34 protein-coding genes and 1 other RNA gene are annotated in these 25366 nt (G+C 65.1%); 12 read left to right on the top strand and 23 right to left on the bottom strand.

Annotation, left to right across the window (positions count from 1 at the left end):
• The 3 genes from ACFQRC_RS02070 to ACFQRC_RS02060 all read right to left on the bottom strand — a co-directional run bounded on the left by ACFQRC_RS02070 (position 1) and on the right by ACFQRC_RS02060 (position 1224).
• Positions 1-540 (bottom strand): hypothetical protein, encoded by a 540-nt coding sequence (locus ACFQRC_RS02070; RefSeq protein ID WP_379957250.1) that lies wholly within the window; start codon positions 538-540, stop codon positions 1-3.
• Between the two features lie 200 nt (positions 541-740).
• Positions 741-1007: a DUF2442 domain-containing protein gene (locus ACFQRC_RS02065; protein ID WP_379957248.1), complete on the bottom strand. Its 267-nt coding sequence runs from the start codon at positions 1005-1007 to the stop codon at positions 741-743.
• Positions 991-1224, bottom strand: a complete 234-nt coding sequence (locus tag ACFQRC_RS02060; protein ID WP_379957246.1) for a DUF4160 domain-containing protein — start codon at positions 1222-1224, stop codon at positions 991-993. Before ACFQRC_RS02060 ends, ACFQRC_RS02065 begins: the two co-directional genes overlap by 17 nt.
• Before the next feature lie 446 nt (positions 1225-1670).
• Here ACFQRC_RS02060 and ACFQRC_RS02055 point away from each other — a divergent pair, with 446 nt between their 5' ends.
• From ACFQRC_RS02055 to mntR, 9 genes are all read left to right on the top strand, one after another.
• Positions 1671-2306 (top strand): histidine phosphotransferase family protein, encoded by a 636-nt coding sequence (locus tag ACFQRC_RS02055; protein ID WP_379957244.1) that lies wholly within the window; start codon positions 1671-1673, stop codon positions 2304-2306.
• Between the two features lie 73 nt (positions 2307-2379).
• Positions 2380-4734 (top strand): chemotaxis protein CheA, encoded by a 2355-nt coding sequence (locus ACFQRC_RS02050; protein ID WP_379957242.1) that lies wholly within the window; start codon positions 2380-2382, stop codon positions 4732-4734.
• A complete protein-coding gene (locus tag ACFQRC_RS02045; protein ID WP_379957240.1) occupies positions 4731-5165 on the top strand; it encodes a chemotaxis protein CheW in 435 nt (144 codons plus the stop codon). Before ACFQRC_RS02050 ends, ACFQRC_RS02045 begins: the two co-directional genes overlap by 4 nt.
• A 71-nt stretch (positions 5166-5236) precedes the next feature.
• Positions 5237-5602, top strand: a complete 366-nt coding sequence (locus ACFQRC_RS02040) for a response regulator (RefSeq protein ID WP_379957238.1) — start codon at positions 5237-5239, stop codon at positions 5600-5602.
• A gap of 65 nt (positions 5603-5667) precedes the next feature.
• Complete coding sequence (cheB, locus tag ACFQRC_RS02035; protein WP_379957236.1) at positions 5668-6708, top strand: chemotaxis-specific protein-glutamate methyltransferase CheB; 1041 nt, start codon at positions 5668-5670, stop codon at positions 6706-6708.
• On the top strand, positions 6699-7559 hold the full coding sequence (locus ACFQRC_RS02030) for a CheR family methyltransferase (protein WP_379957234.1): 861 nt from the start codon (positions 6699-6701) through the stop codon (positions 7557-7559). Before cheB ends, ACFQRC_RS02030 begins: the two co-directional genes overlap by 10 nt.
• A gap of 47 nt (positions 7560-7606) precedes the next feature.
• Entirely contained in the window at positions 7607-8287 is a 681-nt protein-coding gene (locus tag ACFQRC_RS02025) for an N-acetylmuramoyl-L-alanine amidase (RefSeq protein ID WP_379957232.1), read from the top strand.
• A 32-nt stretch (positions 8288-8319) separates the two neighbouring features.
• Positions 8320-8722, top strand: an RNA gene (rnpB, locus tag ACFQRC_RS02020) — RNase P RNA component class A.
• A gap of 76 nt (positions 8723-8798) precedes the next feature.
• On the top strand, positions 8799-9230 hold the full coding sequence (gene mntR / locus ACFQRC_RS02015) for a manganese-binding transcriptional regulator MntR (protein ID WP_379957230.1): 432 nt from the start codon (positions 8799-8801) through the stop codon (positions 9228-9230).
• A gap of 37 nt (positions 9231-9267) precedes the next feature.
• On the opposite strand, the gene ACFQRC_RS02010 is transcribed toward mntR, so the two are convergent.
• On the bottom strand, positions 9268-10419 hold the full coding sequence (locus ACFQRC_RS02010) for a ZIP family metal transporter (protein WP_379957228.1): 1152 nt from the start codon (positions 10417-10419) through the stop codon (positions 9268-9270).
• Positions 10416-11492, bottom strand: a complete 1077-nt coding sequence (locus ACFQRC_RS02005; protein ID WP_379957226.1) for a multicopper oxidase domain-containing protein — start codon at positions 11490-11492, stop codon at positions 10416-10418. Before ACFQRC_RS02005 ends, ACFQRC_RS02010 begins: the two co-directional genes overlap by 4 nt.
• 113 nt (positions 11493-11605) lie before the next feature.
• Between ACFQRC_RS02005 and ACFQRC_RS02000 the strand changes: the two genes are divergently transcribed.
• Positions 11606-12139 carry a J domain-containing protein gene (locus tag ACFQRC_RS02000; protein ID WP_379957224.1) on the top strand — a complete coding sequence of 178 codons (534 nt, stop codon included), beginning with the start codon at positions 11606-11608 and terminating at the stop codon, positions 12137-12139.
• Between the two features lie 21 nt (positions 12140-12160).
• Here ACFQRC_RS02000 and ACFQRC_RS01995 read toward each other — a convergent pair whose 3' ends face one another.
• From ACFQRC_RS01995 to ACFQRC_RS01945, 11 genes are all read right to left on the bottom strand, one after another.
• Entirely contained in the window at positions 12161-12604 is a 444-nt protein-coding gene (locus ACFQRC_RS01995) for a PaaI family thioesterase (RefSeq protein ID WP_379957222.1), read from the bottom strand.
• Complete coding sequence (locus ACFQRC_RS01990) at positions 12601-13008, bottom strand: SufE family protein (RefSeq protein WP_379957220.1); 408 nt, start codon at positions 13006-13008, stop codon at positions 12601-12603. The genes ACFQRC_RS01995 and ACFQRC_RS01990 overlap by 4 nt, the downstream gene beginning before the upstream one ends.
• Before the next feature lie 135 nt (positions 13009-13143).
• Positions 13144-13377, bottom strand: coding sequence for a hypothetical protein (locus ACFQRC_RS01985; protein ID WP_379957218.1), 234 nt, complete (start codon positions 13375-13377; stop codon positions 13144-13146).
• 11 nt (positions 13378-13388) lie between these two features.
• Positions 13389-13625 carry a hypothetical protein gene (locus ACFQRC_RS01980; RefSeq protein WP_379957216.1) on the bottom strand — a complete coding sequence of 79 codons (237 nt, stop codon included), beginning with the start codon at positions 13623-13625 and terminating at the stop codon, positions 13389-13391.
• Positions 13626-13650: 25 nt separating this feature from the next.
• Positions 13651-13962 (bottom strand): hypothetical protein, encoded by a 312-nt coding sequence (locus ACFQRC_RS01975; RefSeq protein ID WP_379957214.1) that lies wholly within the window; start codon positions 13960-13962, stop codon positions 13651-13653.
• A gap of 14 nt (positions 13963-13976) precedes the next feature.
• Positions 13977-14246, bottom strand: a complete 270-nt coding sequence (locus tag ACFQRC_RS01970; RefSeq protein WP_379957212.1) for a hypothetical protein — start codon at positions 14244-14246, stop codon at positions 13977-13979.
• 25 nt (positions 14247-14271) lie between these two features.
• Positions 14272-14565 (bottom strand): hypothetical protein, encoded by a 294-nt coding sequence (locus ACFQRC_RS01965; protein ID WP_379957210.1) that lies wholly within the window; start codon positions 14563-14565, stop codon positions 14272-14274.
• A gap of 23 nt (positions 14566-14588) precedes the next feature.
• The gene (gene pspC / locus ACFQRC_RS01960; protein ID WP_379957208.1) at positions 14589-14975 is read right to left on the bottom strand and encodes an envelope stress response membrane protein PspC; all 387 of its coding nucleotides are present in this window, start codon (positions 14973-14975) and stop codon (positions 14589-14591) included.
• On the bottom strand, positions 14972-15256 hold the full coding sequence (gene pspB / locus ACFQRC_RS01955; RefSeq protein WP_379957206.1) for an envelope stress response membrane protein PspB: 285 nt from the start codon (positions 15254-15256) through the stop codon (positions 14972-14974). The genes pspC and pspB overlap by 4 nt, the downstream gene beginning before the upstream one ends.
• Positions 15257-15261: 5 nt before the next feature.
• Entirely contained in the window at positions 15262-15942 is a 681-nt protein-coding gene (gene pspA / locus ACFQRC_RS01950; protein ID WP_379957204.1) for a phage shock protein PspA, read from the bottom strand.
• A 54-nt stretch (positions 15943-15996) separates the two neighbouring features.
• The gene (locus ACFQRC_RS01945) at positions 15997-16164 is read right to left on the bottom strand and encodes a hypothetical protein (RefSeq protein WP_379957202.1); all 168 of its coding nucleotides are present in this window, start codon (positions 16162-16164) and stop codon (positions 15997-15999) included.
• Positions 16165-16343: 179 nt separating this feature from the next.
• On the opposite strand from ACFQRC_RS01945, the gene pspF reads away from it, so the two are divergent.
• Complete coding sequence (gene pspF, locus ACFQRC_RS01940; RefSeq protein ID WP_379957200.1) at positions 16344-17369, top strand: phage shock protein operon transcriptional activator; 1026 nt, start codon at positions 16344-16346, stop codon at positions 17367-17369.
• 109 nt (positions 17370-17478) lie between these two features.
• Positions 17479-18087, top strand: coding sequence for a superoxide dismutase (locus tag ACFQRC_RS01935; protein ID WP_379957198.1), 609 nt, complete (start codon positions 17479-17481; stop codon positions 18085-18087).
• Positions 18088-18192: 105 nt separating this feature from the next.
• Here ACFQRC_RS01935 and ACFQRC_RS01930 read toward each other — a convergent pair whose 3' ends face one another.
• Genes ACFQRC_RS01930 through ACFQRC_RS01900 form a run of 7 tightly spaced genes read right to left on the bottom strand, consistent with a single transcriptional unit; the run spans position 18193 to position 25213 of the window.
• On the bottom strand, positions 18193-18969 hold the full coding sequence (locus ACFQRC_RS01930) for an ABC transporter permease (RefSeq protein ID WP_379957196.1): 777 nt from the start codon (positions 18967-18969) through the stop codon (positions 18193-18195).
• The gene (locus tag ACFQRC_RS01925) at positions 18966-19904 is read right to left on the bottom strand and encodes an ABC transporter ATP-binding protein (protein WP_379957194.1); all 939 of its coding nucleotides are present in this window, start codon (positions 19902-19904) and stop codon (positions 18966-18968) included. The genes ACFQRC_RS01930 and ACFQRC_RS01925 overlap by 4 nt, the downstream gene beginning before the upstream one ends.
• Before the next feature lie 26 nt (positions 19905-19930).
• Positions 19931-20536 (bottom strand): septation protein IspZ, encoded by a 606-nt coding sequence (ispZ, locus tag ACFQRC_RS01920; RefSeq protein ID WP_379957192.1) that lies wholly within the window; start codon positions 20534-20536, stop codon positions 19931-19933.
• Positions 20533-21471 (bottom strand): signal recognition particle-docking protein FtsY, encoded by a 939-nt coding sequence (ftsY, locus tag ACFQRC_RS01915; protein WP_379957190.1) that lies wholly within the window; start codon positions 21469-21471, stop codon positions 20533-20535. Before ftsY ends, ispZ begins: the two co-directional genes overlap by 4 nt.
• Positions 21468-22727 (bottom strand): tRNA (N(6)-L-threonylcarbamoyladenosine(37)-C(2))-methylthiotransferase MtaB, encoded by a 1260-nt coding sequence (gene mtaB / locus ACFQRC_RS01910; protein WP_379957188.1) that lies wholly within the window; start codon positions 22725-22727, stop codon positions 21468-21470. Before mtaB ends, ftsY begins: the two co-directional genes overlap by 4 nt.
• Positions 22724-23524 carry a diaminopimelate epimerase gene (dapF, locus tag ACFQRC_RS01905; RefSeq protein ID WP_379957186.1) on the bottom strand — a complete coding sequence of 267 codons (801 nt, stop codon included), beginning with the start codon at positions 23522-23524 and terminating at the stop codon, positions 22724-22726. Before dapF ends, mtaB begins: the two co-directional genes overlap by 4 nt.
• 51 nt (positions 23525-23575) lie before the next feature.
• Positions 23576-25213: a putative bifunctional diguanylate cyclase/phosphodiesterase gene (locus ACFQRC_RS01900; RefSeq protein ID WP_379957184.1), complete on the bottom strand. Its 1638-nt coding sequence runs from the start codon at positions 25211-25213 to the stop codon at positions 23576-23578.
• Positions 25214-25366 lie beyond the last annotated feature (153 nt).

Raw genomic sequence — 25366 nt, 5'->3', positions numbered from 1 at the left:
CTATTCTCGAGCGAGGACTTCTTTGAAATAGCGGCTGTAAAACTCTTCTCGTCGCTCCGGTGTATCGCCCAAGTGCTTGGCAGTTGCACCTTCAATGAGGTCAACGATTTGCATCGCCTCGTAAATATGAGTTCCATGCTCCTCCACGACATCGAGCATGCGCAGCCTACCTGAGCTCGTCACGAAATCTTCGGCATGTTCTCTAAAGAATCGGTGAGCCAGCCAATCCCGTCGATCCTTGGCGTCGCGGATGATCTTCATAGTGCGCGGCTCAATAGCAATCCGCTGTTCCAGACGACGCAGAATATTACCTAGCGTGAGCTCGAAAGATGAGTCGAGAATGTGATCGACCAGCTGTTCCCATGCCTCTTTGCTATCCACAACCTTGCTCGCTGCCACCAACTCCGCAGTCAGCAGGAGATTGACGACCGAGTGTTCAAAACATTGGGCATGATAGCTGGCTAGGCCAAACCTAGCGAAGACCTCCTTCTCTTGCTCAGCATTGTCCCAATCAACAGGCCGCTCGGGAAAGGCATTCACGATGTGTTAGGCGGGATAGGAGCGTTGAGGGATATCACGATTAGCCTTCCTAAGGTTTCGATCTGAGAAAAGCCGCGTCACTTCTGAGGCGACATATTGGGCGCCCATTAGAATATGGCCAGTTTTGACATTCCCGAGACAGACATTCCCGGGACACAATACTCAATTGGCACCCGACAGACATTCCCGGGACACAATACTCAATTGGCACCCGTCCGAGGCGCCGGTGCGCCTCGCAAAAGGCCTTCGGTGCTCAAATCTTCGTCGATGTCCGGCCAGTGGATGCCATAGCCGCCGCCGGCTTTCTCCCAATGGGCGCGCTGTTCGGGGGTGGCGGCGAGCAGGCGGGGGTACCATGCCAGGGGCACGGAGATGGAGCGGCCGTCCATCAGATCGACGATCAGGCTGTCGGCGTCGCAGCGCACGTCGGCGACGCGCTCGTCCGTCACCTTAACCGAAATATTCATGCCAAGCCTCCAGCAGCACCGCGCGATGCTCCGTAACCATCGCCAATATGGCATTGATTTCGCGCGGGCGAAAGCCGCTGGCCTTCGCGAACGTCACCGGGTCGAGCCAAGCCTTCAGAGTCGCACCACCCTTGTCGACGTGAATGTGAGGCGGCTCGTTGGGTTCGTGGCTGAAGAAATAGAAGCGGTGTCCCTTTTCACGATGGACGGTCGGCACGATGTTTTCCCCCTGATTGGAACGAGCCTCAGGTCTGTGCCATGCCTTCGCGCGCGGAGAGTGCGTCCGTCAACAGACGGCACTTATTCGGCTGCGGGAAGATAGATTTCGCCGCCTTTCTCGCGGAATTTTTCGCTCATCTCGGCCATGCCCTGTTCCGCCTCGGCTTCGCCGAGGCAACCCCTCTCTCCGCTCGCCTGCGGCGAGTCGCTCTCTCCCGCAAGGGGAGAGAGGCTGGCTTGGCGCCTTATCCTCCAGATCGACGTCGCATTCCCCGCAAAATGGCGGAGACAGGATAGCGGATTGGCTCCGCCCGCGTGCGCGCCTGGCGTTCGGCCATCTGGGCCGCGACGGGCCCGGCGGGCGACGCGCCGCCTTGCAACCGCGCGGCGCACGCGCCAATAGGCATGAACAGAGACGCATCAGCCGCCAGAGGGGCCAACCGAATGAAATCCCACGAATTCGCGAGCCTCCTTTGTTCGCGCCTTTGTCACGATCTGCTGAGTCCCGTCGGCGCTCTCAACAACGGCATCGAACTGCTCTCCGACGAGCATGACCCCGAAATGCGCGCTCGCTGTCTCGATCTCCTCGGCGAAAGCGCCCGCGCCTCCGCTAACAAGCTCAAATTCTTCCGCCTCGCCTTCGGCGCCGCCGGCGGGTTCGCCGACGATGTCGACACGCGCGAGGCGAGGGTGGCCATCGAGGGGCTGTTCGGGGGCGACGGCCGCATCCAGCTGGGCTGGATGGTCGACGAGCCGTCGATGAGCAAGGCGGCGTTGAAGGTGCTCTTGAACCTCGTCCTCATCGCCGGCGACGCGCTCGTGCGGGGCGGCCGGCTCGACGTCGGCGCGGAAAAGCATGACGGCGGCCTCGACATCGTCATTCGCGCCGAAGGCCCGCGCATCGTCCTCGATCCCGAGTTGAAGAAGGTGCTGTCCGGCCAGAGCTCGGAAGAGCAGATCGCGCCCCGCGCGGCGGCCGCCTGGCTGGTCCACTGCCTCGTCGCCGAAGGCGGCGGCGACGTGCAGGTGATGGAGAGCGAGGAAGGGATGCTGATGTTCGGCGCTTCCGTCCCCGCCTGACGCCCGCCAGTAAACGCCTCCTTTACCAACTCCTCTCCATAAGCGCTCCATCACCCTTGCCGGATGGGGCTCGATGGACGACCTGATCAACGAATTCATCGCGGAAACCCGCGAAATGCTCGAGGCGCTGGGCGGCGAGATCGTCGCCTGGGAAGCCGCGCCCGACGATCGCGGCCGCCTCGACGAGATTTTCCGCTTCGTCCACACGGTGAAGGGCAATTGCGGCTTCTTCGACTTGCCGCGGCTCGAGGCGCTCAGCCATGCGGCGGAGGACGTTCTCGCCGACGTCCGCGCCGGCAGGCGCGGGGCCGACCACCGCGTCGTCTCCGCCGTCCTGGCCGTGATCGACCGCATCGGCGAGCTCGTCCAGGCGCTCGAAACCGGCGAATCCGTCTCCAGCGCGGATGACGACCAGCTGATCGCCGCCCTCGGCGAAAGCGCGGACCCGGTTCGCCCGGGCCAGGAAGCCGCCACGGGCGTGGCGGTCGAAAGCCGCAAGAACCTGCGCAGCATCCGCCTGTCGGTCGATCTGCTCGACCGCATGATGAGCGGCGTTTCCGACATGGTGCTCGCCCGCAACGAGCTGGCGCGCCGGTTGCGCGAGGCGCCGACCGACATGGCCGTCGAAGCCGCCTTCGACCGCGTCTCCGCGTGCATCGCCGAGATGCGCGACGCCATTACGCGCACGCGGATGCAGCGCATCGACAATCTGTTCGTCAGCCTGCCGCGCATGGTCCGCGATCTTTCGGCCGAGCTGGGCAAGCAGGTGACGCTCGAAGTGGACGGCGGCGACGTCGAGCTCGATCGCGAGATGATCGAGATGATCCGCGATCCGTTGACCCACATCGTCCGCAACGCCATCGATCACGGCATCGAGCCGGCCGACGAGCGGATGGCGGCGGGCAAGGCCGGCGTCGGATCGTTGCGCGTATGGGCGCGCCAGGCCGGCAACCAGATATTGATCGAAATCGCCGACGACGGCCGCGGCATCGATGGCGAGCGGCTGGTCCGCAAGGCGGTTTCGGCCGGCACGCTCACCATCGAACAGAGCGAACGGCTGTCCCACGCGCAGCGCATCGCGCTCATCTTCCAGGCCGGGGTTTCCACCGCCCATGAAATCACCGCCATCTCCGGGCGCGGCGTCGGCATGGACGTGGTCCGCGCCAATATCGAGCGTATCGGCGGTATCGTCGATGTCGACAGCAAGCTGGGGCAGGGGGTCCGCCTCACCTTGCGGGTTCCGCTCACGCTCACCATCATTCCGGCCCTGACGGTCAGCGTCGCCGGCCGGAATTACGCCATCCCCCGTTCCGCCATCGAGGAGATCGTGCGCAACAGGAACAACAGCGTCCGCATCGAATCGGTGGGCGGCGCCCGGATCGCGAGCATCCGCGACAAGCGCATTCCGCTGGTCTCGCTGGCGGCCATATTGGGCATCGAGGAGACTGGCGACGCGGGCGACCAGTGCATGATCGTGCTCAAGCCCGCCGGCGGCGACGTCTATGCTCTGGCGGTCGATCTCGTCCACGACCATGAGGAATTGGTGGTGAAGCCCGCGGCTCCGGTCGTGATGGCGACGGGTCTCTACGCCGGAACAACCCTCGCCGACGACGGCAGTCCGATCCTCCTGCTCGACCCTTCGGGCATCGCCGCCTCGGCCGGAGTCGAGCTGGACCAGAGCGAAATCGACAAGCTGACCGCCGCGCCCAGGCCGGAAACAGGCAGCGGGAACGAGATTCCGGCCTTGCTCTTCAGGGGACTGGACGGGGGCAAGCGCGTCATCCGTCTCGCGGTCGTCGAACGGATCGAGGATGTGCCCGCGGACTCGATCAAGCGGAGCGCCGGCCGCCTGCGCGTCGCGCTCGGCGAACGCATCCTGCCGCTGGCCGGTTGCGACGAGACCCCGTCGACAGGCATCCGCATTCTTCGCCTCTCGGACGGTTCGACCGAGCTGGCCTATGGCTTCGCCGAGGTGATCGACCTGGTATCGCTCGGCGCCGAGCTCCACCCCGCGGGCTCCCCGGGCGACGTGAGCGGCGTGACGTTGATCGACGGCGAGCAGGTCGAGATGGTCGATACCTATTGGCTGTTCGGAGCTTATGGCCGCGACGGGACCGCTAGCGCCGCGAAGCCGGTGTGCGCGATGCCTCGTGGCGACGGCTGGATGGAGAATATCCTGCGGCCGATTATCGAGAGCGCCGGCTACCGCGTCATCGCGGCGGACGGAGCGGACGCGCACGAAGCGGACGTGTTGATCGCGAGCGCCGGATCGGACATCGCCGCCGGCTTCTCCGACAGGCTGCTCAGGATTCGCGCCGAGCTCGACCCCGCCAACGAGAATGACGACAGCATCTACCGCTACGATCGCGTCGGCCTGCTGAGCGCGCTCAGCCGACGCGCGGCGCAACGTGGAAGGAACGGCCGGTGACGGAGCTTCTACTCATCATCGCGCTGGCGGGGCAGCGCGTCGCCATTCCCGCCGGGGATGTGGAGGCGGTAGTCGAGATCGAGGGGCTGACGCCCATCCCGCGCGCCGCCGACCATGTCGCCGGCCTCGCGGCGCTGAGGAGCCGCGTGCTGACCGTCATCGACTGTTCGGCCTCGATCGAGCTTGGCCGCTCCTGCGTCCAAGGGGTGCGCGAGGCGATCGTCGTCGAAGCCGACGGCCATCCTTACGCTTTGCTCGTCGACACGGTCGAGGACGTCATGGAATATTCGGGTGAAGTGCAACCGGTCCGTACGTCGCTCGCCGCCGGCTGGCGCCGCGTCGCCCGGGGCATGGTCGAGGCCGGCGACGATCTGCTGCTGCTCGTCGACACCCAGGCGCTGCTGGCCGGCCCCACCGCACAAGCCGCCTGAGCGCCTTAACACAGTCATTACCAATTGCAGCTAGCCTGTTGAATAGCGGCCGAAAGAGAGAGTGTGTTGGAATGAAGAACTGTCTTGTCGTCGACGATTCCAAGGTGATCCGCAAGGTGGCGCGGCACATATTGGAGACCCTCAATTTCGCCGTCGATGAGGCCGAGGACGGTCGCGAGGCCCTGTCGCGCATCGAGAACCAGGTGCCCGACGTGGTGCTGCTCGACTGGAATATGCCGGTGATGAGCGGCATGGAGTTCCTTCGCACGCTTCGCCAGCAAAAGCTCGACATGCAGCCCAAGGTGGTCTTCTGTACCACCGAGAATGACGCGGCCCATATCCGCGCGGCGATCGATGCCGGTGCGGACGAATATGTGATGAAGCCGTTCGATCGCGAGACCCTCGAGAGCAAGCTTCAGATAGTCGGGGTCGTGTGACGCCACCATCCGCCGCGGCCCCCGAACGCCACGCCGGCGTTGCAGGCCCGGAGCCTATCCGCCTCATGATCGTCGACGATTCGCCGATCGCGAGGGCGGTGCTGTCGCGAATGCTGTCCGCCCAGAAGGATTTCGAGATCGTCGCGCTGGCCGGCAACGCCGGAGAAGCGCTCGACGCGCTGAAAAGCATAAGGGTCGACATCGTCCTGCTCGACGTCGAGATGCCGGGCACATCGGGCCTGCAGGCGCTCCCGGAGATATTGAGACGCGGCCATGGCGCGCGCGTCCTGATCGTCTCGTCGATCTGCGAAGACGGCGCCGAGGCGACGGTCAAGGCGCTCGCGCTCGGCGCCGCCGATACGCTTCCCAAGCCCGGCACCGGCACGTTCGCCGGCCGTTTCTCCGAGGTGCTCGCCGAGCGCCTGCGCCGGATCGGCCGCGTCGACAGGTGCGGTAGCGCCGCTTGCGCGGGCAGTGGCCCCGAGCAGGTCCTCGTTACCCTCCGCGCGATGCCGGATAGCGCGCTTTCCTGCCTTGCCCTCGGGGCTTCCACAGGCGGCCTCTATGCGCTGGGCGAATTCCTGAAGGCGCTGCCCGGCCGGATCGATGCGCCGATCCTCGTGACCCAGCATCTGCCCGTCGTGTTCATGCCATTCTTCGCGCGCCAGATCGCCGCCGCCTCGGGTCGCCAGGCCCAGGTGGCGGAGGACGGAATGCTCCTGCGGAACGAAGAGATTTTCATCGCTCCGGGCGATGCGCATCTGGGCCTGGTTCGCAACGGCAGGGGTGTCTGCGTGAAGCTCGGCCGCGCGCCGGCCAGCTCGGGCTGCATGCCCTCGGTCGACTGCATGTTCTGGTCGGTTGGCGAGACTTTCGGGAAGAACGGGCTCGGCGTGGTGTTCAGCGGCATGGGCCGGGACGGCCTGGTCGGCAGCGCCCGTATCGTCGACAGTGGCGGCGCCGTGCTGGTCCAGGATCAGCGCACCTCCGCGGTCTGGGGCATGCCTCGGACGGTCGCCGAGGCGGGTCTGGCGGCGGCGATCCTGCCGCCCCCCGATCTCGCCCGGCGCGTCGCCGCGCGCGCCCAGGGGGCGGCGTGGAAGTAAACGACGCCTCCAGCCGCATCCTCGCCGGCCTGCTCGAGACGCGGACCGGCCAGCAATTGACGATCAGCCGCCGGTGGCGGATCGAGACCGCGCTCAAGTCGCTTATGCGCGAGCGCGACATCGCCACCCTCGATCAGCTCATCGCGATCCTGGTCGCCGGGCGGGAGCCCGGTCTCGCCGAGGAAGTCGTCGACGCGCTGCTCAACAACGAGACCTATTTCTATCGCGACCGCGCGCCCTTCGACCTCCTGCTCAACGGCGCCCTGCGCCGCCTGGAGCGCACCCGTTCGGCCGAGAAGAAGCTCAATATCTGGTGCGCCGGTTGCTCGACGGGTCAGGAAGTCTATTCGCTGGCCATGGCCTTCGCCGAGGACAAGATACGCTGGCAGGGCTGGAAGATCGACATCGTCGGCACCGACGTGTCCCGCGGCGCGATCGATCGCGCCCGTGCCGGCCTCTACTCCCAGTTCGAGGTTCAGCGCGGCCTTCCGGTTCTCCAGATGATCCGCTGGTTCGAGGAAGAGCCGGGCCAGCAATGGCGCATCGCGTCGCGCATACGCGATTCGGTGCGCTTCCAGCAGCATAGCCTGGCCGAGCCACCGCCGCGGCCGGGGAAGTTCGACGTCATTCTCTGCCGCAACGTCCTGCTCTATTTCTCGCCTGAAATGCGCAGGAAAGTGTTCGACAAGCTGGCGTCGGCGAGCGCTGCCGACGCGATTCTGATGCTCGGCGCCGGGGAGACCGTGATCGGCCAGACCGAGCAATTCGCATCCGACCCCGATCACAGGGGTCTCTACATGCGCCGCGACGAAAGCCTGGTCCCGCCGTCGCGTCGCTCGGTCCTCGGCTGACCCGATCGCTCTTGACGCGCGCGGCATTTTCGCGCGCTACTGATCCCATGAGCGCGATCATCGACTGTCCCTCGCCCAATTTCGACGAGCGCGAGCTGCCGGTGACCATGCTGGTCCTCCATTATACGGGCATGACGGATGCCGCCTCGGCCATCGCGCGGCTGACCGACCCCGACGCGAAGGTATCCGCCCATTATCTCGTCGCCGAGGACGGGCAGGTGCTGCGGATGGTCGATGAAGAAAAGCGCGCCTGGCACGCCGGCCGCTCCCACTGGCGCGGAGTCCGCGACGTGAATTCGGCCAGTATCGGGATCGAAATCGTCAATCCCGGCCACGAATATGGCTATCGCCCCTTTCCCGAAGAGCAGATGGATGCGCTGATTCCGCTCGTCGCCGGCATCGTTCGGCGCCACTCCATCCCCCCCGCCAACGTCGTCGGCCATTCGGACATAGCGCCCGACCGCAAGCGCGATCCCGGCGAATTGTTCGAATGGCAGCGGCTGGCGAAGCTCGGCCTCGCCTTGCCGCGCCCCACCCGCAATCTGATGGATCCCAACTGGACCGACGCCGGCTTCCTGCTCGCGCTCGAACGCTTCGGCTACGACGTGGCCAATCCCGAAGCGGCGACGATCGCCTTCCAGCGCCGCTTTCGCCCGGAACTGGTCGACGGGATCATCGACGGCGAAAGCCGTGCGATCCTCCTGGGATTGCTGCTCGGCCGCGATTGAACGTCCTGGCGGGAGCGGCTACATAGGCCGAGCCAGAGGGTCGGGCGGCCGCGGCTCGCGATAAGCGGGGCGAGGAAAGTCCGGGCTCCACAAGACAACGGTGCCGGCTAATTACCGGCGGGCCGGAAACTCGTTTTTCGGTCCAGGGACAGTGCAACAGAAAGCAGGTCGCGTCGGCTTCGGCCCAAGACTTCGGTGACGTGACAGTGAAAGGGTGCGGTAAGAGCGCACCGCGCGACCGGCAACGGAAGCGGCAAGGTAAACCCCACCGGGAGCAAGACCGAATAGGGGCGGCATATGGGCCTGTCTTGGCTCGTCGCCCGGGTTGGTTGCTTGAGGGGCGGAGTAATCCGCCTCCTAGAGGAATGGCCGCACATCCTCCGTCGCCAAGGCTATGGAGGAGGACAGAACCCGGCTTACAGACCCTCTGGCACTTCTTTTCTGGAAAGGCGCGAGAGGCGACTATACGGATCGTCCGACAAGGGATCGGCTGTCCTGCGAAAGGGGCACAATGGCGGAACTGAAGGGAGCGGCACGCCGGGCGGCCGCGTTCCGGCGTATGCGCGAGGCGCATCGGACCGAGATGGCGGAAGATTATGTCGAGCTGATCGGCGACCTGATCGCGGCGACGGGGGAAGCGCGGTTGACCGACCTCGCCGAGAATATCGGAGTGTCGCACGCGACCGCGACCAAGGTCGTTCAGCGGCTCCAGCGCGCCGGTCTGGTGCAGACCAGGCCTTACCGCTCGATCTTTCTGACCGAGAGCGGAGAGGCCATCGCCGAGGCCTCGCGCTCGCGGCACAGGGCGGTGCACGACTTCCTGCGCGCGCTTGGTATCGACGAGATGACCGCGGAAGCGGATGCCGAGGGCATCGAACATCATGTCAGCGAACAGACGCTGGCGGCGTTCATCCGCCTGACCGAGCGGCTGAACAGCGAATGAGCCCGTCAAGGGTCGGGATAACCGGATCGGTCCCGCGTCAGACCTGGACGAGGAAGGCGGTCGCATACATGACGAGGATGCCTAGCGCGACGCCAACGAACGTCATGCCGGTCGCCCAGTTCCGGTCCTGCTCACGGGATTTGCGGATCAGATAGGCGCCGACCTCGACGACCACCTGCAGGATCGCGCCCGCGCCGATGCCCAGGGCGAGCGCGGCCCAATGCGGGGAAAAGGCGAAGCTGCCGATCCATATCCCAAGTACCGCGGGCAGCCCGGCCAGCGCGGCGAGCCCGACGAATATTCGCAGGCGCGGCCGCTCAGACATCATCGGCGCGGCGATGCCGATCCCTTCGGTAATGTTGTGCAAGGTGAAGCCGATCACCAGGAACGAGCCGAGCGCCGCCGCGCCGGTCGCGAAGGCGGCGCCGATCGCCAGTCCCTCGCCCAGATTGTGGACGCCGATCCCGAACGCGATCGACGTCGCCAGCGCGACGCCGCTCAGCGCCCCGCCCCTACGGCCGATCATTATCAGCGCCGCGAAGGTCAGCGCGGCCGGCAGCCAGACCAGAGCGGACCCCTGGAACTGGGGCGCCGCGGCGCTCGCAAATTCAAGCCCTTCCGCCAAAGTATCGACGAACAGGAAGGCGAGCAGACCGATCGTCAGGGCCAGCGCGAACTGGAAGGCGCCGGCACCGCCGGCCCGCAGCGCTGGATAGAATAGCATGCCGAGCGCAATCGGCACCACGCCCACGAACAGGCCTATGAGGGCGTAGAAGCCGAGCCGGTCGCTGGTCATGGCGGGCGTCGCCACCGCGACGTCGATCCTGTGATCGAACAGCATGCCGGTGTTTGTGACGAAGGAGAGATGGTGCGCCTCCCCGGACACCCAGGGATAGGGGATGGTGAGCCATGCCGCGTCCATGCGATCAAGGGCACCGACGGGATCCTGGTCGAAGGTCCAGTAGGCGCCATCGACCTGGACCTGGGCGATCGTCATCGGCTCCGAGCCGCCGGCGCGGATGCGGACGCTGATCCCCCGCTCGTCGAGGATGGTGCGTTCGATGGTGAGCTCTTCGACGGGGGGAGCGGAGCCGGTAAAGGGGCCGAGCGGGTCGCTCGCCAAAAACGCTGCGGCGACCGCGACGATCAGGAGCAGCGGCAGCAGCGCCCAAAGCAGCGCCCGGCTCACCCCCGGACCTCGAACATGCTCATCCAACCGAGCTCGGCGAATTCCGACTGGTGGGCGTGAAACATATAGAGGCCGGGCTCGTGCTCGGCGAAGCTGAACTCCAATATGCCTCGCTGTCCCTGGCATTGCATGATCGTATCGACCGTCTTGAGCGTCGGGGTCAGCGTCGTCCCATGGTCGTAATAGTCGAAGAAATTGGCGTGGAGATGGAATGAGTTGATCGGATCGAACTCGGTCATGTTGATGAGGTAGAGGCGCACCGGCCGCGCCCGGTCGATCACGATCGGCCGCTTCGCATAAGCGTGGGCGACGGTGTTGACGGCGTAGACCTCATTCTCCTCGTCGAAATTGGTGTCGAACGCGTTCATCACCATGACAATTTCCTGCCAGGTGGCGTTTTCGGGGGAGCCCAGGACGCGCGACCGGGCCGCCGCCTGATGCTCGGCGCGGCGGGCCGGATCGGGGTCGATGATGAAGGCGCCGTACAGGCCCTTGTGGATGTGCCGTTTCAGCGGCACCGAATGGCAGTGATAGAGGTGGCAGCCGAAGGGCAGGGCGTCGAACTCGTAGATGAACTCGCCGCCCGGCAGCACGTTTCCAGCGCCGGGAACGCCGTCCATTCGGGCCGAATGGATGCCGTGGAAATGAATCGAATGCGGATGCGAACCATAATTGCGGAATCGTATCCGGAGCCGTTCCCCTTCCGTGGCCCGCAAGCTCGGCCCGGGAACCCGTCCATTATAGGTCCAGGCCGGAAATATCACGCCGGGCGCGATCTCGATCTCCTTGTCCTCGGCGACAATGTCGAACTCCCGCAACGTCCGCCCGTCGGGCAATGACGAGACCGTGCCGACATCCCAGTCGGTGAGAATGTCATGGGGATCGAACCCATTGCGGGCGTTATCGACTTCGCCGCGCGTGATCATGCCGTCGTGGCTGCCGTGGCCCGGCGGCGGCGATGGATGCGACGGTCGATTGGGCCGAATGCCGTAAACGGCCTGGGCCGCGCCGACGAGCGCGCCGCCCCCCAACAGCACGCGGCGGCTCACGGCATTGCTCCACCAGCTTTTCATTTCGCCGTTCCAAGCGCTAAAATACAGCCATAGCTAAACTTTCATGCCACGAGCAACATCATCTTCGTCGAAAGTCATGGAGAATCCGGGCGCCACTGCCTAGATGGACACCTATGGCCAAGGCGACACGATCGAACGACTGGGGATTTCCGCGCTGGCGCGGCTATGGCGGCAATCGCGCGGCGACCGAGGTGCGGCTGTGCGACCGGCATGGCTGCACCGAACCCGGCGACCGCCCCGCGCCCAAGGCGCCGAACAAGCCCGACCGCTGGTATTTCTGCGAACGCCACGCCGCCGAGTACAACCGAAACTGGAATTATTTCGAGGGCCTGACCGCCGAGGAAGCGGCGGCGCGCGAGGCGGACGAGCGGCGCGATGCCAAGGGTTTCCAGGAAGCCAAACATTATGGTTGGGGTGGCTCCGGCGACGGCAGCCGCAGCCGCGACGAGATGCGGGCGCTCGATATACTCGAGATCGAGGGCGACCCCGATTTCGAGGAGATCAAGTCCGCTTATCGCCGCCTGGCCAAGGCGAACCATCCGGACGTCGCGCCCGGCGCGGAGGCCGCGACCCGTTTCCAGGCGGTGCAGGCGGCTTACGATGTGTTGCGCAAGGCCGAGGAACGGCGAAGCGCGCTGTCGCCTTGATTCCTCTCTATTGCGGGGAACTCAGTCCGTGAACATGAAGGTCGCCGCGACATGGGCGACGGGATCGGCGGCATCGCCGTCATGGGCGAGGCCGCGGGTGAAGCCGACGCTCTTCGTCACCCGATAGCATTCGCCGCGCCCGATGATCGTGCGGCCCGGAGTCGCCGGGCGCAGATAGTCCACCCGCATGTCCAATGTCGCCTGATGGCGGAAACGATCGAGCTTGGCCCAGATGGCGAGGCTCGTCGCCATATCCATCAGGCTGATGATCGGACCCGAGGCGATGATGCCGCTCTCGGCGACGCCGATCAGCTTCTCTTCATAAGGGAGGGCGAGTTCCACCCAGTCCGGCCCATGGTCGTGATAGACGATGCCCACCGCGGCGCCATGTCCCACCTTGTCCGCGTAGGACATGAAGAGCCTGGGATCGAAGCCCTTCATCTTGCTCAGGTCGGGCGGGCTCATCCGTTCAGCCGCTCGGCGGTCCGGCGGATGAGGGAGATCATGTTGGGAATGCCCTGCGTGCGGTTGGAGCTGAGCTGGTTCCTGAGATCGAATGGGGCCAGGGCGCGCTCGATATCGGTCGCAACTATCTCCTCCGCCCGGCGGTCCTGCACCGCGAGCAGCACCAGGGCGACGATGCCCTTGGTGATCGCGGCATTGCTGTCGGCGAGGAAGTGGAGCGTGCCGTCGTCCCGCTCGACCGGATAGAGCCACACCGCTGCCGAACAGCCTCGGACCAGGGTCGCATCGGTCTTGAGGGCGTCGGGCATCGGCTCCAGCCCGCGGCCGAGGTCGATCAGCAGCCGGTAGCGATCGTCCGCTTCGAGAAGCTCGTAATCGGCGAAAATGTCGGTGAGGGCGGCCATGCGCACGAGATAGTGGGGCCGCCCCGGTTCGTCACCAGAGATTCGGGGAACAGCGCGTCATTCCAGCGAAAGCTGGAATCCCTTTGCTTCTCAAGGAAGGGAGATTCCAGCTTGCGCTGGAATGACGGGGGGAGCCTAGGTGTCGATCCCTTCGGCGATCGCCTCCAGCTTGCGTACCCGCTCCTTGAGGTCGGCCATTTCGATGCGCGCGGCGGGGGAGGGCGGGCTCGCTTTCCGGTCCGGTCCGGCGAGTTCCATCCGCTTCAGATCCAGCCAGCCATTCCAACCCCTCAAAGCCGCGGCGCTGGTGATGGAGATGCCGGCGGTTCCGGCGGTGATCAATGTCAGCATGGCGGCAGGATCGGCCATGGCTTCCTCCTTCAGCGGTCCCGCAGCAGCTCGATCTCGCGTTCGAGGCTGTGCTCCTTGTCGGTGGCGATCCGCTCGAGCACGGCCACGCGGTCGCGCAGCGTCTTGATCTCGTCGCGCATCCGCTGCGCGTCGGGGTCGTCGGCGAGCCGAAGCTGGGTCCCCCTCGTTTTGTAGCGCGCCCGCAATATCTGTCCCACGGTAACGATGAGGACGATCCCCACCACCATCTCGAACGGACCCATCATTCTCTCCCTGTCTTGATCTGTCGCTTCAGTTGGTCGGTCCACGCAGGCTTTCGATTTCCTGCGTCAGGCGATGGCTGTCGTCGGTGACGATCCTCTCGACGGTCGCGAGCCGGTCCTTGATCGCGCCCAGCTCGGCGCGCAGCTGCGCGTTTTCGGAGCTGAGCAGCTTGATCCGCTCGACCGATTCATCGCTGGTCTTAGGGTAGACGGCCTGGCCCCAGGCGCCGTCGAGCGGATAACCGTTCTTGACGCGGAGCCATGTGGTGAACACCCAGCCGGCGACGGCGGCGAAGCCGACCAAAGCGGCGACCGGTGCGAAATCAGCGAATGGGAACATCATTTCTCTCCCGTCTAGTTGATGCGCGGCGCGTCGCGCAGAGTCTCGATCTCGGCGGTAAGCTCGGCGCCCTTGTCGGTGGCGATGCGCTCCAGCACCCGCACGCGCTGCTCCAGCCGCTCGATATGGCTCGCCTGCGTCACCGCCTTGTCGGCCGCGAGGACGGCGGCGTGATCGAGCTGCTTCTCCTTCAGGGCGGTCCAGCGCTTGAAGATGTCGCTGGCAACCCCCGCGATTACGGGCACGCCAACCACGACCACGAAAAACAATACCCAGTCTTCCATTATGTTCGCTCCCCTTGCGCGCGCCTCAGCGCAGCTTCTCGATTTCGCGGGCGGTGCGCTCGGCCGGATCGGTGGCGATGCGCTCCAGCACAGAGAGGCGCTCCTCAAGCCGGCTGACCTGGCCCTTCAGCCCGTCATTCTCCTTCGACAGAAGCTCGATCTGGCGCTTCGCGTCGGGGCCGTCGCTCTTCTCGGTCATTCCACCCCACTCATTCTCGATGGGATAGCCGTGCTTGGCGCGGATCCAGCTGGTGATCAGCCAGGCCGCATAGGACATGGCGATGATGGCGATTACGAAAGCCGGACTTCCCCAGGACATCTTCTTTTCCCCTATTTTCGCTCTCAGCGAAGCTGTTCGATTTCCTGCGCCAGCCTGCTGTTCGAGCTGGTGACATAGGTCTCGACGTCGGCCAGCCGGCGATCGATGTCGCGGAAGCGCGAGCGAACGTCGCGCGCCGTGCGGGTCGGGTTGGCGCGCACGCCCTGCCAGAATTTCGCTTCCTCGAGGTCCTGGCCATAAAGCTCGTGCGGCTTCACCGGCGCCATCCAGGCGGCAACCCAATAAGCGATCAGGGTCCAGGGGAAGCCGCCGAGCAAGGTCAGCACGACCAGCCCGATCCGGACCAGGGTCACGTCGAGCCCGGTATAATCGGCGATTCCCGAACAGACGCCCAGCCACTTCTTATTCTGCTTGTCGAGATAGAATTTGGTGCGGCGGGGAGCGTTCATTGGTTGATCCTCCGGGTCGTATGAAGGTCATGGATGCCGATGTCGGCGGGATCCGCGGTGATCTGGCGCCATGCCGGATTCTCGGCGGTCATGATGCGCTCGATCGTCGCCAGCCGGTCGTCGAGCCTGCGCGCGGTTTCGTGCAGGTCGTCGAGCAGCTTCTCATCCTCGGAGGTGAGCGTCGCGGCGCTTTTCCAACGGGTGATGTAGTGAAAGATCAGCCACGGCAGGCCCAGAAAGAGGGTCGTGATGGCGATGACCGGAATGAGCACCTCTTCCATGGCGATCAGCCCTCCTTCTTCGCGCTGGTGTCGCGGGCGGCCTTCATCGCCTCGAGCTCGGCCTCGACCTTCTCCGAACTGCGCAGCTCGGCGATCTCCTCATCGAGGCTCTTGGGCGGCGCGCCGAGGCTCAGGGCGTCGGCATGGCCTTCGGCATAATCGACCCGGCGCTCCAGCACGTCGAAGCGCGAAAAGGCTTCGTCGACCTTGGGGCCGGCATACATTTCGCGCATGCGGACGCGGTTGTGGGCGCTTTCGAGCCGGCTGGTGATCGCGTTCTGGCGGGTGCGAGCCTCGCGCAGCTTGGTCTGCAGCTTGTGGATATCACCTTCGGAGGCGCGAAGCGCGTCGTCGAGCACCGTGATCTCGGCCTTCAAACTGTCGGCGAGGTCGCCGGCCTTCTGCTTTTCGACCAACGCGGCCTTGGCGAGATCCTCGCGGTCCTTGGAGAGGGCGAGCTCGGCCTTCTCGGTCCAACTCTCCTGGAGCTTGTCGAGCTTGGCGATCTGCCGGCGCATTTCCTTCTGGTCCGCGATGGTGCGGGCGGCGGAGGCGCGGACTTCGACCAAAGTCTCTTCCATCTCCATGATGATCATGCGGATCATCTTCGCCGGGTCCTCCGCCTTGTCGAGAAGGTCGGTGAAGTTGGCGGCGACGATGTCGCGGGTCCGTGAAAAGATGCCCATCTGATTAAAAACTCCTTGGTGTGACGCCAGGTGCGCGGATCGTCATAGCATTGATCAGGCGCGAAGCTCATCCGAAAGCTGAACCTGGGCGGCCTGGACCGGCGCCGTCTCGGCCGCGCGGGCCGGAACGACGGCCGCGCCGACGCAGGCGGTGCTGAGGACGAGGGCTCCGACGATGGCGGTGACGACGCGCTGAAGGTCGGCGGTGTCGATGTTGAACATGATGCTGCTCCCTGAATTGAGTTTCCGTTTCGCCTTGTTCCGGCGATGATGTTCTCTTCTTTACAAGAGGTATGCCAAACTGCGGGAACGGCGGAAATCCAAGGAAATGACGTCCGGTCAGGCGCTGCTGAGCCACTTTCCTCTTGCCAAAACATGGTGCGTGGCCCCAAACATTGGGAATGGAACGCAATACTCAGATGGTGGGCCAGTCCTCATCCTTTCTCGATGCGATCGAGCGGGCGAGTCGCGCCGCGCCGCTCGACCGTCCGGTGCTGGTGATCGGGGAACGCGGCACCGGCAAGGAACTGGTCGCAGAGCGGCTTCACCGCCTCTCGTCGCGCTGGGACGGGCCCCTGGTCATCATGAACTGCGCGGCGCTACCGGAAACCCTGATCGAGGCCGAATTGTTCGGCCATGAGGCCGGCGCCTTCACCGGCGCCACCAAGGCTCGTCCGGGGCGTTTCGAGGAAGCGGACGGCGGCACCCTGTTCCTGGACGAACTGGGAACCCTGTCGAGCCCGGCGCAGGACAGGCTGCTGCGCGCGGTGGAATATGGCGAGGTGACGCGGATCGGTTCCAACCGGCCGCTCAAGATCGACGCCCGGATCGTGGCGGCGACCAACGAGCATCTGCCCAAGGCGGTGGAGGAGGGGCGTTTTCGCGCCGACCTTCTCGACCGCCTGTCCTTCGAGGTCATAACCCTGCCGCCGCTCCGCCATCGCACCAGCGACATCCCGATTCTCGCCGACCATTTCGCCCGCCGCATGGCGTTGGAACTGGAATGGAATCGCTGGCCGGACTTCAGTGCCGCCGCCGCGGCGAAGCTCCTCGCCTACGACTGGCCCGGCAATGTCCGCGAGCTGCGCAATGTGGTCGAGCGCGCCGTCTATCGCTGGGAGGATCCGGAGCGTCCGGTCGACGAGGTCGTGTTCGATCCGTTCGAATCGCCCTGGCGCCCGGCCGTCCTCAAAGCCCCGCCGATGGAGATACTGGCGCCCGCCGAGACGCTTCCGGACGCCCTGTCCGCGGCGGCCTACGATCCCGAAGGCTGCGCGGATTTCCGGTTGGCCGTCGCCGAATATGAAAAGGCGATCCTGACGGCCGCCCTGGAGAAATGCCGCTGGAACCAGCGCGCCGCCGCCGCCGCCCTTCAACTGAGCTACGACCAGCTCCGCCATGCGCTGAAGCGCCACGAGATCCAGTAAGGCTCCGCCGCCTGATCGAGTCCCTGGGCGCGGCTGATCGAAAAATATTTGCCCATTCGCGCGGCGACCGCGTTAGGCGGGTATGACCCCAGCACAGGAGAAACACGCCATGGCCTTCACGCTTCCCGATCTGCCTTACGCCTTCGACGCGCTGGAGCCCGTCATAGACGCGCAGACGATGCAGCTCCATCACGACAAGCACCATCAGGCTTATGTGGACAAACTGAACGAAGGCGTCACGGAGGAAGGGCTCGAAGGAAAGAGCCTGGAGGAGATTCTCGCCGGCATCTCGTCGGCGTCAAAGAAGGTGCGCAACAATGGCGGCGGCCATTGGAATCACAGCTTCTTCTGGGAGATCATGGGTCCAAGCGGGGGCGGGCCTTCGGGCCGCCTGGCCGAGACGATCGATCAGGCCTTCGGGTCGTTCGACGCGCTCAAGACCAAGTTCAACGAGGCCGGGGTCGGCCAGTTCGGCTCGGGCTGGGTGTGGCTGATCGTCAACCCGTCGGGCGAGCTTCAGGTGACCGCCACGCCCAATCAGGACAATCCGCTGATGGATGACGCACCCGTGAAAGGCGTTCCCATCCTCGGCAACGACGTCTGGGAGCATGCTTATTATCTCAAGTATAACAATCGCCGGGCGGACTATCTGAAGGCGTGGTGGGACGTGGTGAATTGGGAGAAGGTCGCCGGGCATTTCGCCAAGGCGGTGGGCTGAGGCGGACCCGCATACTGCTGTGTCCCGGCGAAAGCCGGGACCCAGTCGCCAGCCGGCGCCGCTGGACCCCGGCTTTCGCCGGGGAACGGAAGCATATCTGCAAACCTAGCTCTTCAGCCGGTAGCCGGTCTTGAAGATCCAGGCGACGGCGCCGAGGCAGAGGAAGAAGAACCCGAGGGTGGCCACCAGGCTGACGGCCACGCCCACGTCCGACGTGCCGTAGAAGCTCCAGCGGAAGCCGCTGATGAGATAGACCACCGGATTGAACAGGGTGACCGTCCGCCACGGCTCGGGCAGCATGTCGATCGAATAGAAGGCGCCGCCCAGGAAGGTGAGGGGGGTGACGATCAGCATCGGGATGAAGTTCAATTGCTCGAAGCTCTTCGCCCAGATGCCGATGATGAAGCCGAACAGGCTGAACGTGGTCGCGATCAGCAGCAGGAAGGCGATCATCCAGACGGGATGCACGACCTGGATCGGCACGAACAGGGTCGCGGTGGCCAGGATGATGAGGCCCAGCACCACCGACTTGGTCGCGGCCGCGCCGACATAGGCGATCACGATCTCCAGGGTGGAGATGGGGGCGGAGAGAATCTCGTAGATCGTGCCGGTGAATTTCGGAAAATAAATCCCGAAGCTCGCGTTGAATATGCTCTGCGTGAACAGCGACAGCATGATGAGGCCGGGCACGATGAATGCGCCGTAATCCACGCCGCCGATCTCGGTCATCCGCGACCCGATGGCGGCGCCGAACACGATGAAATAGAGCGACGTGGTGATGACCGGCGTCACCACGCTCTGCAACCACGTGCGAAGCGCCCGCGCCATCTCGAAGCGGTAGACGGCCCAGACGCCGTGGCCGTTGAAGCCGCCTGCGCTCATCGTGCCGCCTCCCTGGACTCGCTGACCAGGCTGACGAAAATCTCCTCGAGCGAGCTTTGCCGGGTGTGGAGATCCTTGAAGCCGATGCCGAGGTCGCTCATCCGCCGGAGGAGGGACGGCACCCCGGTTCGCTCGTCATTGGTATCGAAAACATATTCAAGCTCGTTCCCATCGGCCTTGAGCGCGAGCCGCCACTCGCCCAATTCCGGCGGGACTTGCGCCATCGGTTCCGAAAGGTTGAGCGTAAGCTGCTTCTTCCCCAGCTTTTTCATCAGGTCGGCTTTCTGTTCGACCAGGATCAGTTCGCCCCGGCTGATGACCCCCACCCGGTCGGCCATCTCCTCGGCCTCGTCGATATAATGGGTCGTGAGGATGATGGTGACGCCGGTATCCCGAAGCCTCCGGACCAGCTCCCACATGTCGCGGCGAAGCTCGACGTCGACGCCGGCCGTGGGCTCGTCGAGAAACAGGATGCGCGGTTCGTGGGAGAGCGCCTTGGCGATCATCACCCGGCGCTTCATGCCGCCCGACAATTCGATGATCTTGGACTTGCGCTTGTCCCATAGCGACAGATCCCTCAGCAGCTTCTCGATATAAGCGGGATTGGGCGGCAGCCCGAAAAGCCCGCGGCTGAAGGTGACCGTCGCCCACACCGTTTCAAAGGCATCGGTGGTAAGCTCCTGGGGAACCAGGCCGATCTTGGAGCGCGCCTGCTTATACTCGCTCTGGATGTCGTGCCCGTCGGCGATCACGCTGCCGCTGGTCGGAGTGACGATGCCGCAGACGATGCTGATGAGCGTCGTCTTGCCGGCGCCGTTCGGCCCGAGCAAAGCGAATATCTCGCCTTTGCGGATGTCGAGGCTGACGTCCTTCAAGGCCTCCAGCCCGGAGGCGTAGCGCTTGGCGAGGTGGGATATGGAAACGACGGGCGGCATCTGGTTCTTTCCCCTCGAAATCGCGCTCAACCCTGCGGCGGGATCGGCGGCTCTTCCTTGACTTCGGCGACGCTGAAGCCGTGGCGCAGCAGCATCGGTATGTTGGCCAAAGCGAAAGCCATGGACAGGATCGTGACACCCCACACCTTCACCGTCAGCCAGGCATCGAAGGACAGCCAGGCGCGCAGACCCTCGTTGACGACGGCCATGGCGGCGAAGAAGATCGCCCAGTTGCGCGACAGCTTGAGCCATCCGGCCTCGTTCAATCCCTCGAAGATCGGCCCGAACACGTAGCGGAGCAACGGCTTTCGGGCCGCGAGGCCGGCGAAAAGCAGCAGAGCGAAACCGGAATAGATGATCGTCGGCTTGAGCTGGATGAAGCGCGGATCGTTCAGGTAGATGGTGAGGCCTCCGAAGCCGACCACGAGAACGGCCGAAATCCAGGTCATCGGAGAAACGCGCTTCAGCACCGCCACCGAGACGACGAGCGCCACGACGATCGCCGCCATGAACACCGCCGTGCCCATGATGATTCCGGTGAATTTGTAGGCGACGAAGAAGGCGAGCAGCGGCCCGAAATCGAGCGCGAAGCTGAGGCCGCCATGCGGCTTCGGTTTGGCGGCGTCGGTCATGCTTCACTTTCTTTCGGTACGCCGGCGATCGCGCGGGCGGCTTCATCCGCTTCGAACGGGCGGAGGTCGTCCATGCCCTCGCCGACGCCGATGGCGTGGATGGGGAGGCCATGTCGTTCGGCGGCGGCGACGAGGACCCCGCCGCGCGCGGTGCCGTCGAGCTTGGTCATGACGAGACCGGTCACGCCCGATACTTCCTTGAATACCTCGATCTGACTGAGCGCATTCTGGCCCGTCGTCGCGTCGAGCACGAGTACCACGTCATGCGGCGCCGCCGGGTTGAGCCGTCCGAGCACGCGCCTGATCTTGGCGAGCTCGTCCATCAAAGCCTTCTTGTTCTGCAGGCGGCCGGCGGTATCGACGATCAGCACGTCGATCCCTTCCGCCGTCGCCTTCTTCACGCCGTCGAAAACGACGGCGGAAGGATCGCCGCCTTCCGGGCCGGTGATGATCGGCACGCCGATCCGGTCCGCCCAGATTTTGAGCTGGCCGATCGCAGCGGCGCGGAACGTATCGCCGGCGGCGAGGAGAACGCCGTAATCCTGTTCGAGGAAAAGGTGGGCGAGCTTGGCGATGGTGGTCGTCTTGCCGGAACCGTTGACGCCGACGACCAGGATAACCTGCGGCCGCGGGAAGGCATCGATCTCCAGCGGCACCGCGACGGGGGCCAGAATTTTGGCCAGCTCCTCCGCCACGATTTCGCGAACACCGGCCTCGGAAAGACCGCGCTCAAACCGCTCGCGCGCCAGCCTGTCGCGCACCTTGGCGGCGGTCGCCGGGCCTAGATCGGACGCGATCAGCGCTTCCTCGATCTCGTCGAGCACTTCCTCGTCCAGCGCGGACTTGGTGAAGAGGCCGCTGAGATTGTCTCCCAGCCGATCCGATGTCTTCTTGAACCCGCCGCGCAGCCGCTCAAGCCAGGGACTCTCGCTCAAACCGCTTCTCCGATCGGCGTGCCATTTTCTATTCCGATGATTCTGGTCCTCAAAATCCGCCCAACCGCGTCATGGCCGCTTTCGCCGGAATGACGAAGATGGACAGGGGCGAAATTCTCCGCATGTCCTCGATCCCCGCTCCGCTCGATCAGCACCTTCTGTTCCGTCCCCACGAGCCCCTGCAACCACAAAGCCTTGCGCCGCGCCGTCGCCGAGCGGAGCTTTCTCGCACGTTCCTTGACCAGCGTCTGGCCCACTTGCGGCATGTGTGCCGCCGGAGTGCCTTCCTTCGGCGAATAAGGGAAGATGTGGCCCATGACGATGTCACACTCGTCGATCAGGCGCAGGCTGTTTTCGGCCATTTCGTTGGTTTCGGTCGGGAACCCGGCGATGAGATCGGCGCCGATCGCAATGTCCGGCCGCCTCGCCTTGAGCCGCGCGACGGTCTCGATCGCCTGCGCCCGGCTGTGGCGCCGCTTCATCCGCTTGAGGATCATGTCGTCGCCCGATTGAAAGCTCATATGGAGGTGCGGCATGAAGCGCGGCTCATGGCAGATCAACTCCTCCAGCCGCTCGTCTATCTCGACGCTGTCGAGCGACGAGAGGCGCAGGCGGGGGAGGGCGGGAACGTGGCGGAAGATGCGTTCCACCAACTGGCCGAGGGTCGGGCTGCCCGGCAGATCGGGACCGTAGCTGGTGACGTCGACGCCGGTCAGCACGACTTCCCGATAACCCTCGTCGGCCAGCGCCTTGATCCGATCGACGACCAGTCCGGCCGGAACCGACCGGCTGTTCCCGCGCCCAAAAGGGATGATGCAAAAGGTGCAGCGATGGTCGCAGCCATTCTGCACCTCGACGAACGCCCGCGTATGCTCGGCGAAGGCGGTGGCGAGATGCGGGGCGGTATCGCGAACCGCCATGATGTCGGAAACCTGGATTTTTGCCTGTCCAGGAAGCAAAAAGTCGAACGAGGCGGGGTCGAATTTCTCCCTGTTCCCCAGCACGCGCGTCACCTCCGGCATCCTGGCGAAAGTCTCCGGCTCCACCTGCGCGGCGCAGCCGGTCACGATCACCCGCGCCTCGGGCCGGGCGCGCTTGGCCTTGCGGATCGCCTGACGCGCCTGGCGCATGGCTTCGTTGGTGACGGCACAGCTGTTGACGACGATGAGATCGTCCTCCTCAGCGGCGAGCAGGCGTATCGCCTCGCTTTCCGCGGCGTTGAGGCGGCAGCCCATCGAGACGACCTCCACGCTCATGCGAGCGCCGCCAGATCGATCTCGCCGTTGAAGACATGGGTGGCCGGGCCGCTCATGCGGATGGGAGTTCCGGCCTTCCATTCTATCGTCAGCGCGCCGCCGGGCAGCCGCACCTCGACCGGGCTCGCCACCAAGCCCCGCCTTATGCCCGCGACGGCGGCCGCGCAGGCGCCGGTGCCGCAGGCCAGAGTGAGGCCCGCGCCCCGTTCCCAGACGCGGAGCCTAATCGCGCCGTCCTCCATCGAAGCGACGCCGACATTGACCCGGTCGGGAAAAAGCGGATCCCGTTCGATCAGCGGCCCCAGTCGCTCCAGCTCGACCGCCCCGCTATCCTCGACGAAGAAGACGATATGAGGATTGCCGACATTGATCGCGGCGGGCTGCTGGAGATATTCCCATCCGACCGGCATCGCCGCCGTGTCCATCGCATAGCCAAGGGGTATTTCGTCCCAGGCGAAGCGCGGCTCGCCCATGTCGATCCTGGCTCCGCCGCCTTGCGCGGACCCCGTGATGATGCCGCCCGCCGTCTCGATACGGGCATCGCCGCCCGCGAGCAGCGCCACGCAGCGCGCGGCGTTGCCGCAGGCCTCGACCTCGCCGCCGTCGGCGTTGAAGATGCGCATCCTGAAATCGGCCCGCGCCGACGGCTCCATCACGATCAGCTGGTCGCAGCCTATGCCGGTCCGGCGATCGGCGATGGCGCGCGCGCGCGCTCCGTCCATCTCGACCGGCTCCTCGCGGGCGTCGAAGATGACGAAATCGTTGCCGAGGCCGTGCATTTTATGAAAGCGCCGCATGGCGCGCGATCTAGTGAGCGGCAGGGCCCAAGTCCACCTTCGGGCCGCGCATCAGCGGGAGCGGCGCGTGCGATCCCGATTGTTGAGCCGTCTCCTCGGCGGCTCCTGCCGCCCGGCGGCCAGCAGGTTGCGTTCGGCCAGCAGCCGGCGCACGGCGTCGGCCGGCATCGGCCGCCCGAACTTCCAGCCCTGGCCCTTGTAGCTGCCGATCGCGCGCAGCCGCGCCTCGATCAGCTCGTCCTCGATGCCCTCCGCCGTCACGGCCAGGTTGAGGCTGTCGGCGAGGCGGGTGATCGCGTTCACGATCGCCGCGCTCTCCGGATTGTCGTTGATCGACGAGACGAAGCTGCGGTCGATCTTGATCCGGTCGAAGGGCAGCGCCCGAAGATGGGCGAGGGAGGAGTAGCCGGTGCCGAAATCGTCGAGCGCGAGGCGGATGCCCTGATTCTTGAGGCTTCCGACGATCGACTGGGCGAGACCGAGATTCTCGAACAGCGAGCTTTCGGTGATCTCGACCTCGAGCCGCTCGGCGGGAAAGCCGGTCTCGACCAGCAGCTTCAGCATACGCTGCGCGAGCCAGGGATCCTTGAGTTGCGCGGGCGAGATGTTGACCGACAGCATCAGCCGGGGATCCCAGCCCCTGGCTTCCTCGAAGGCCTGCCGCATCACCGACAGTGACAGGTCGCCGATCAGCCCGCATTCCTCGGCGACGCCGATAAATTCGTCGGGGGTGACAATTCCATTCTCCGGATGCCGCCAGCGAGCGAGCATCTCGAAGCCGTGAAGGCTGCCGCTGGCGAGATCGATCTGCTGCTCAAAATAGGGGACGAACTCGCCGAGCGGGATGCCGTGGCGGAGGCCGGCCTCGGCGGCGTTTCGGGCGCGAAGCTCGCGTTCCATGCTGCCGTCGAACCAGACGGACCGCCCTCGGCCCAGCTTCTTGGCCGCGTGCATGGCGATGTCGGCGCGGCGCAGCAGGGCGTCGATGCCGCCGCAATCGTCGTCGGATCGCGCGATCCCGACGGAGGCGGTGACGTGGGTATGGACGCCGGCGAGGTCGAAAGGTCTGCCCAGGCGATCGACGATCTGGCCCGCAATGCCCTCGACGACCGCGCCCATCTCGGGATCGAACGGGAATGCGGCCGCGAACTCGTCGCCGCCCAGACGGCCGCCGACCGAATGGGGCGGCAGCGCCTTGAGGATGACGTCGGCGGTGGTGCGCAGCAGATTGTCGCCAGTGAGGTGGCCATGGACATCGTTGATGGTCTTGAAGCCGTCTAGGTCGATGATCATCATCGCCACCGCCTGCTTCTTGCGGGCCGCGGCCATGATGAGGGTTTCGAGGGCGCCGCCGAGCGCGCGGCGGTTGAGGAAGCCGGTGAGCGGATCGGTGGAGGCGAGCGTCCGCGCGCGGCCTTCGGCGGCGGTGCGTTCCAGTATTTCCCGCTTCACGTCATGGTAGCGGCGCCAGCCGTAGATGGTCAGCGCGACGTTGAGCAGAAGAAGGCCGACGACGATGCCGCTATTGTCGGCGCCCAGCCGCACGAGCTGCCCGCGCAGCGCCTCGAAATAATAATTGCCGAAAGCGGCCAGCGTCAGCAGCGCGGTCACGGCGATGCCGATGATGATGAGATCGCCGTCGCCGGCGCGGCCGTGGCTCAGCCTCTCTTTCGAGAACATGCTCGCCATTGTCGTCCATCGTCTCCGCGGCTTCCAGCCTCCCGGTTAGGCGGGCGGAGTGAAAATGGGGTTAAGCGCGGCGAGCGCCGTCTTGCCTTCGCGCGCCTCTCCCGCTATGCGCCCCACATCCTGTTCCGGGAATAGGTGCATATCGAGCGTCCA

The sequence above is a fragment of the Enterovirga sp. GCM10030262 genome (assembly GCF_042666435.1).
Taxonomy (GTDB): Bacteria; Pseudomonadota; Alphaproteobacteria; order Sphingomonadales; family Sphingomonadaceae; genus Allosphingosinicella.
Note: the sequence above shows the minus strand (reverse complement) of the source record. Positions and strands in the feature narration are given on the sequence as shown.

Coding starts and splice junctions, on each gene's coding strand:
- ACFQRC_RS02025 (WP_379957232.1), top strand. CDS start 7,607: ATGAGCGCGATCATCGACTGTCCCTCGCCCAATTTCGACGAGCGCGAG.
- mntR (WP_379957230.1), top strand. CDS start 8,799: ATGGCGGAACTGAAGGGAGCGGCACGCCGGGCGGCCGCGTTCCGGCGT.
- dapF (WP_379957186.1), bottom strand. CDS start 23,524: ATGCGGCGCTTTCATAAAATGCACGGCCTCGGCAACGATTTCGTCATC.
- pspB (WP_379957206.1), bottom strand. CDS start 15,256: ATGGAAGAGGTGCTCATTCCGGTCATCGCCATCACGACCCTCTTTCTG.
- ACFQRC_RS01925 (WP_379957194.1), bottom strand. CDS start 19,904: ATGCCGCCCGTCGTTTCCATATCCCACCTCGCCAAGCGCTACGCCTCC.
- ACFQRC_RS01975 (WP_379957214.1), bottom strand. CDS start 13,962: ATGTTCCCATTCGCTGATTTCGCACCGGTCGCCGCTTTGGTCGGCTTC.
- ACFQRC_RS02005 (WP_379957226.1), bottom strand. CDS start 11,492: ATGAAAAGCTGGTGGAGCAATGCCGTGAGCCGCCGCGTGCTGTTGGGG.
- ACFQRC_RS01990 (WP_379957220.1), bottom strand. CDS start 13,008: ATGGCCGCCCTCACCGACATTTTCGCCGATTACGAGCTTCTCGAAGCG.
- mtaB (WP_379957188.1), bottom strand. CDS start 22,727: ATGAGCGTGGAGGTCGTCTCGATGGGCTGCCGCCTCAACGCCGCGGAA.
- ACFQRC_RS01980 (WP_379957216.1), bottom strand. CDS start 13,625: ATGATGGGTCCGTTCGAGATGGTGGTGGGGATCGTCCTCATCGTTACC.
- ACFQRC_RS01995 (WP_379957222.1), bottom strand. CDS start 12,604: ATGAGCCCGCCCGACCTGAGCAAGATGAAGGGCTTCGATCCCAGGCTC.
- pspC (WP_379957208.1), bottom strand. CDS start 14,975: ATGAACGCTCCCCGCCGCACCAAATTCTATCTCGACAAGCAGAATAAG.
- ACFQRC_RS01900 (WP_379957184.1), bottom strand. CDS start 25,213: ATGGCGAGCATGTTCTCGAAAGAGAGGCTGAGCCACGGCCGCGCCGGC.
- ACFQRC_RS02065 (WP_379957248.1), bottom strand. CDS start 1,007: ATGAATATTTCGGTTAAGGTGACGGACGAGCGCGTCGCCGACGTGCGC.
- ACFQRC_RS02040 (WP_379957238.1), top strand. CDS start 5,237: ATGAAGAACTGTCTTGTCGTCGACGATTCCAAGGTGATCCGCAAGGTG.
- ACFQRC_RS02050 (WP_379957242.1), top strand. CDS start 2,380: ATGGACGACCTGATCAACGAATTCATCGCGGAAACCCGCGAAATGCTC.
- cheB (WP_379957236.1), top strand. CDS start 5,668: ATGATCGTCGACGATTCGCCGATCGCGAGGGCGGTGCTGTCGCGAATG.
- pspA (WP_379957204.1), bottom strand. CDS start 15,942: ATGGGCATCTTTTCACGGACCCGCGACATCGTCGCCGCCAACTTCACC.
- ACFQRC_RS01930 (WP_379957196.1), bottom strand. CDS start 18,969: ATGAGCGCAGGCGGCTTCAACGGCCACGGCGTCTGGGCCGTCTACCGC.
- ACFQRC_RS01970 (WP_379957212.1), bottom strand. CDS start 14,246: ATGGAAGACTGGGTATTGTTTTTCGTGGTCGTGGTTGGCGTGCCCGTA.
- pspF (WP_379957200.1), top strand. CDS start 16,344: ATGGAACGCAATACTCAGATGGTGGGCCAGTCCTCATCCTTTCTCGAT.
- ACFQRC_RS01935 (WP_379957198.1), top strand. CDS start 17,479: ATGGCCTTCACGCTTCCCGATCTGCCTTACGCCTTCGACGCGCTGGAG.
- ACFQRC_RS02055 (WP_379957244.1), top strand. CDS start 1,671: ATGAAATCCCACGAATTCGCGAGCCTCCTTTGTTCGCGCCTTTGTCAC.
- ispZ (WP_379957192.1), bottom strand. CDS start 20,536: ATGACCGACGCCGCCAAACCGAAGCCGCATGGCGGCCTCAGCTTCGCG.
- ACFQRC_RS01985 (WP_379957218.1), bottom strand. CDS start 13,377: ATGGCCGATCCTGCCGCCATGCTGACATTGATCACCGCCGGAACCGCC.
- ACFQRC_RS01945 (WP_379957202.1), bottom strand. CDS start 16,164: ATGTTCAACATCGACACCGCCGACCTTCAGCGCGTCGTCACCGCCATC.
- ACFQRC_RS02000 (WP_379957224.1), top strand. CDS start 11,606: ATGGCCAAGGCGACACGATCGAACGACTGGGGATTTCCGCGCTGGCGC.
- ACFQRC_RS01965 (WP_379957210.1), bottom strand. CDS start 14,565: ATGTCCTGGGGAAGTCCGGCTTTCGTAATCGCCATCATCGCCATGTCC.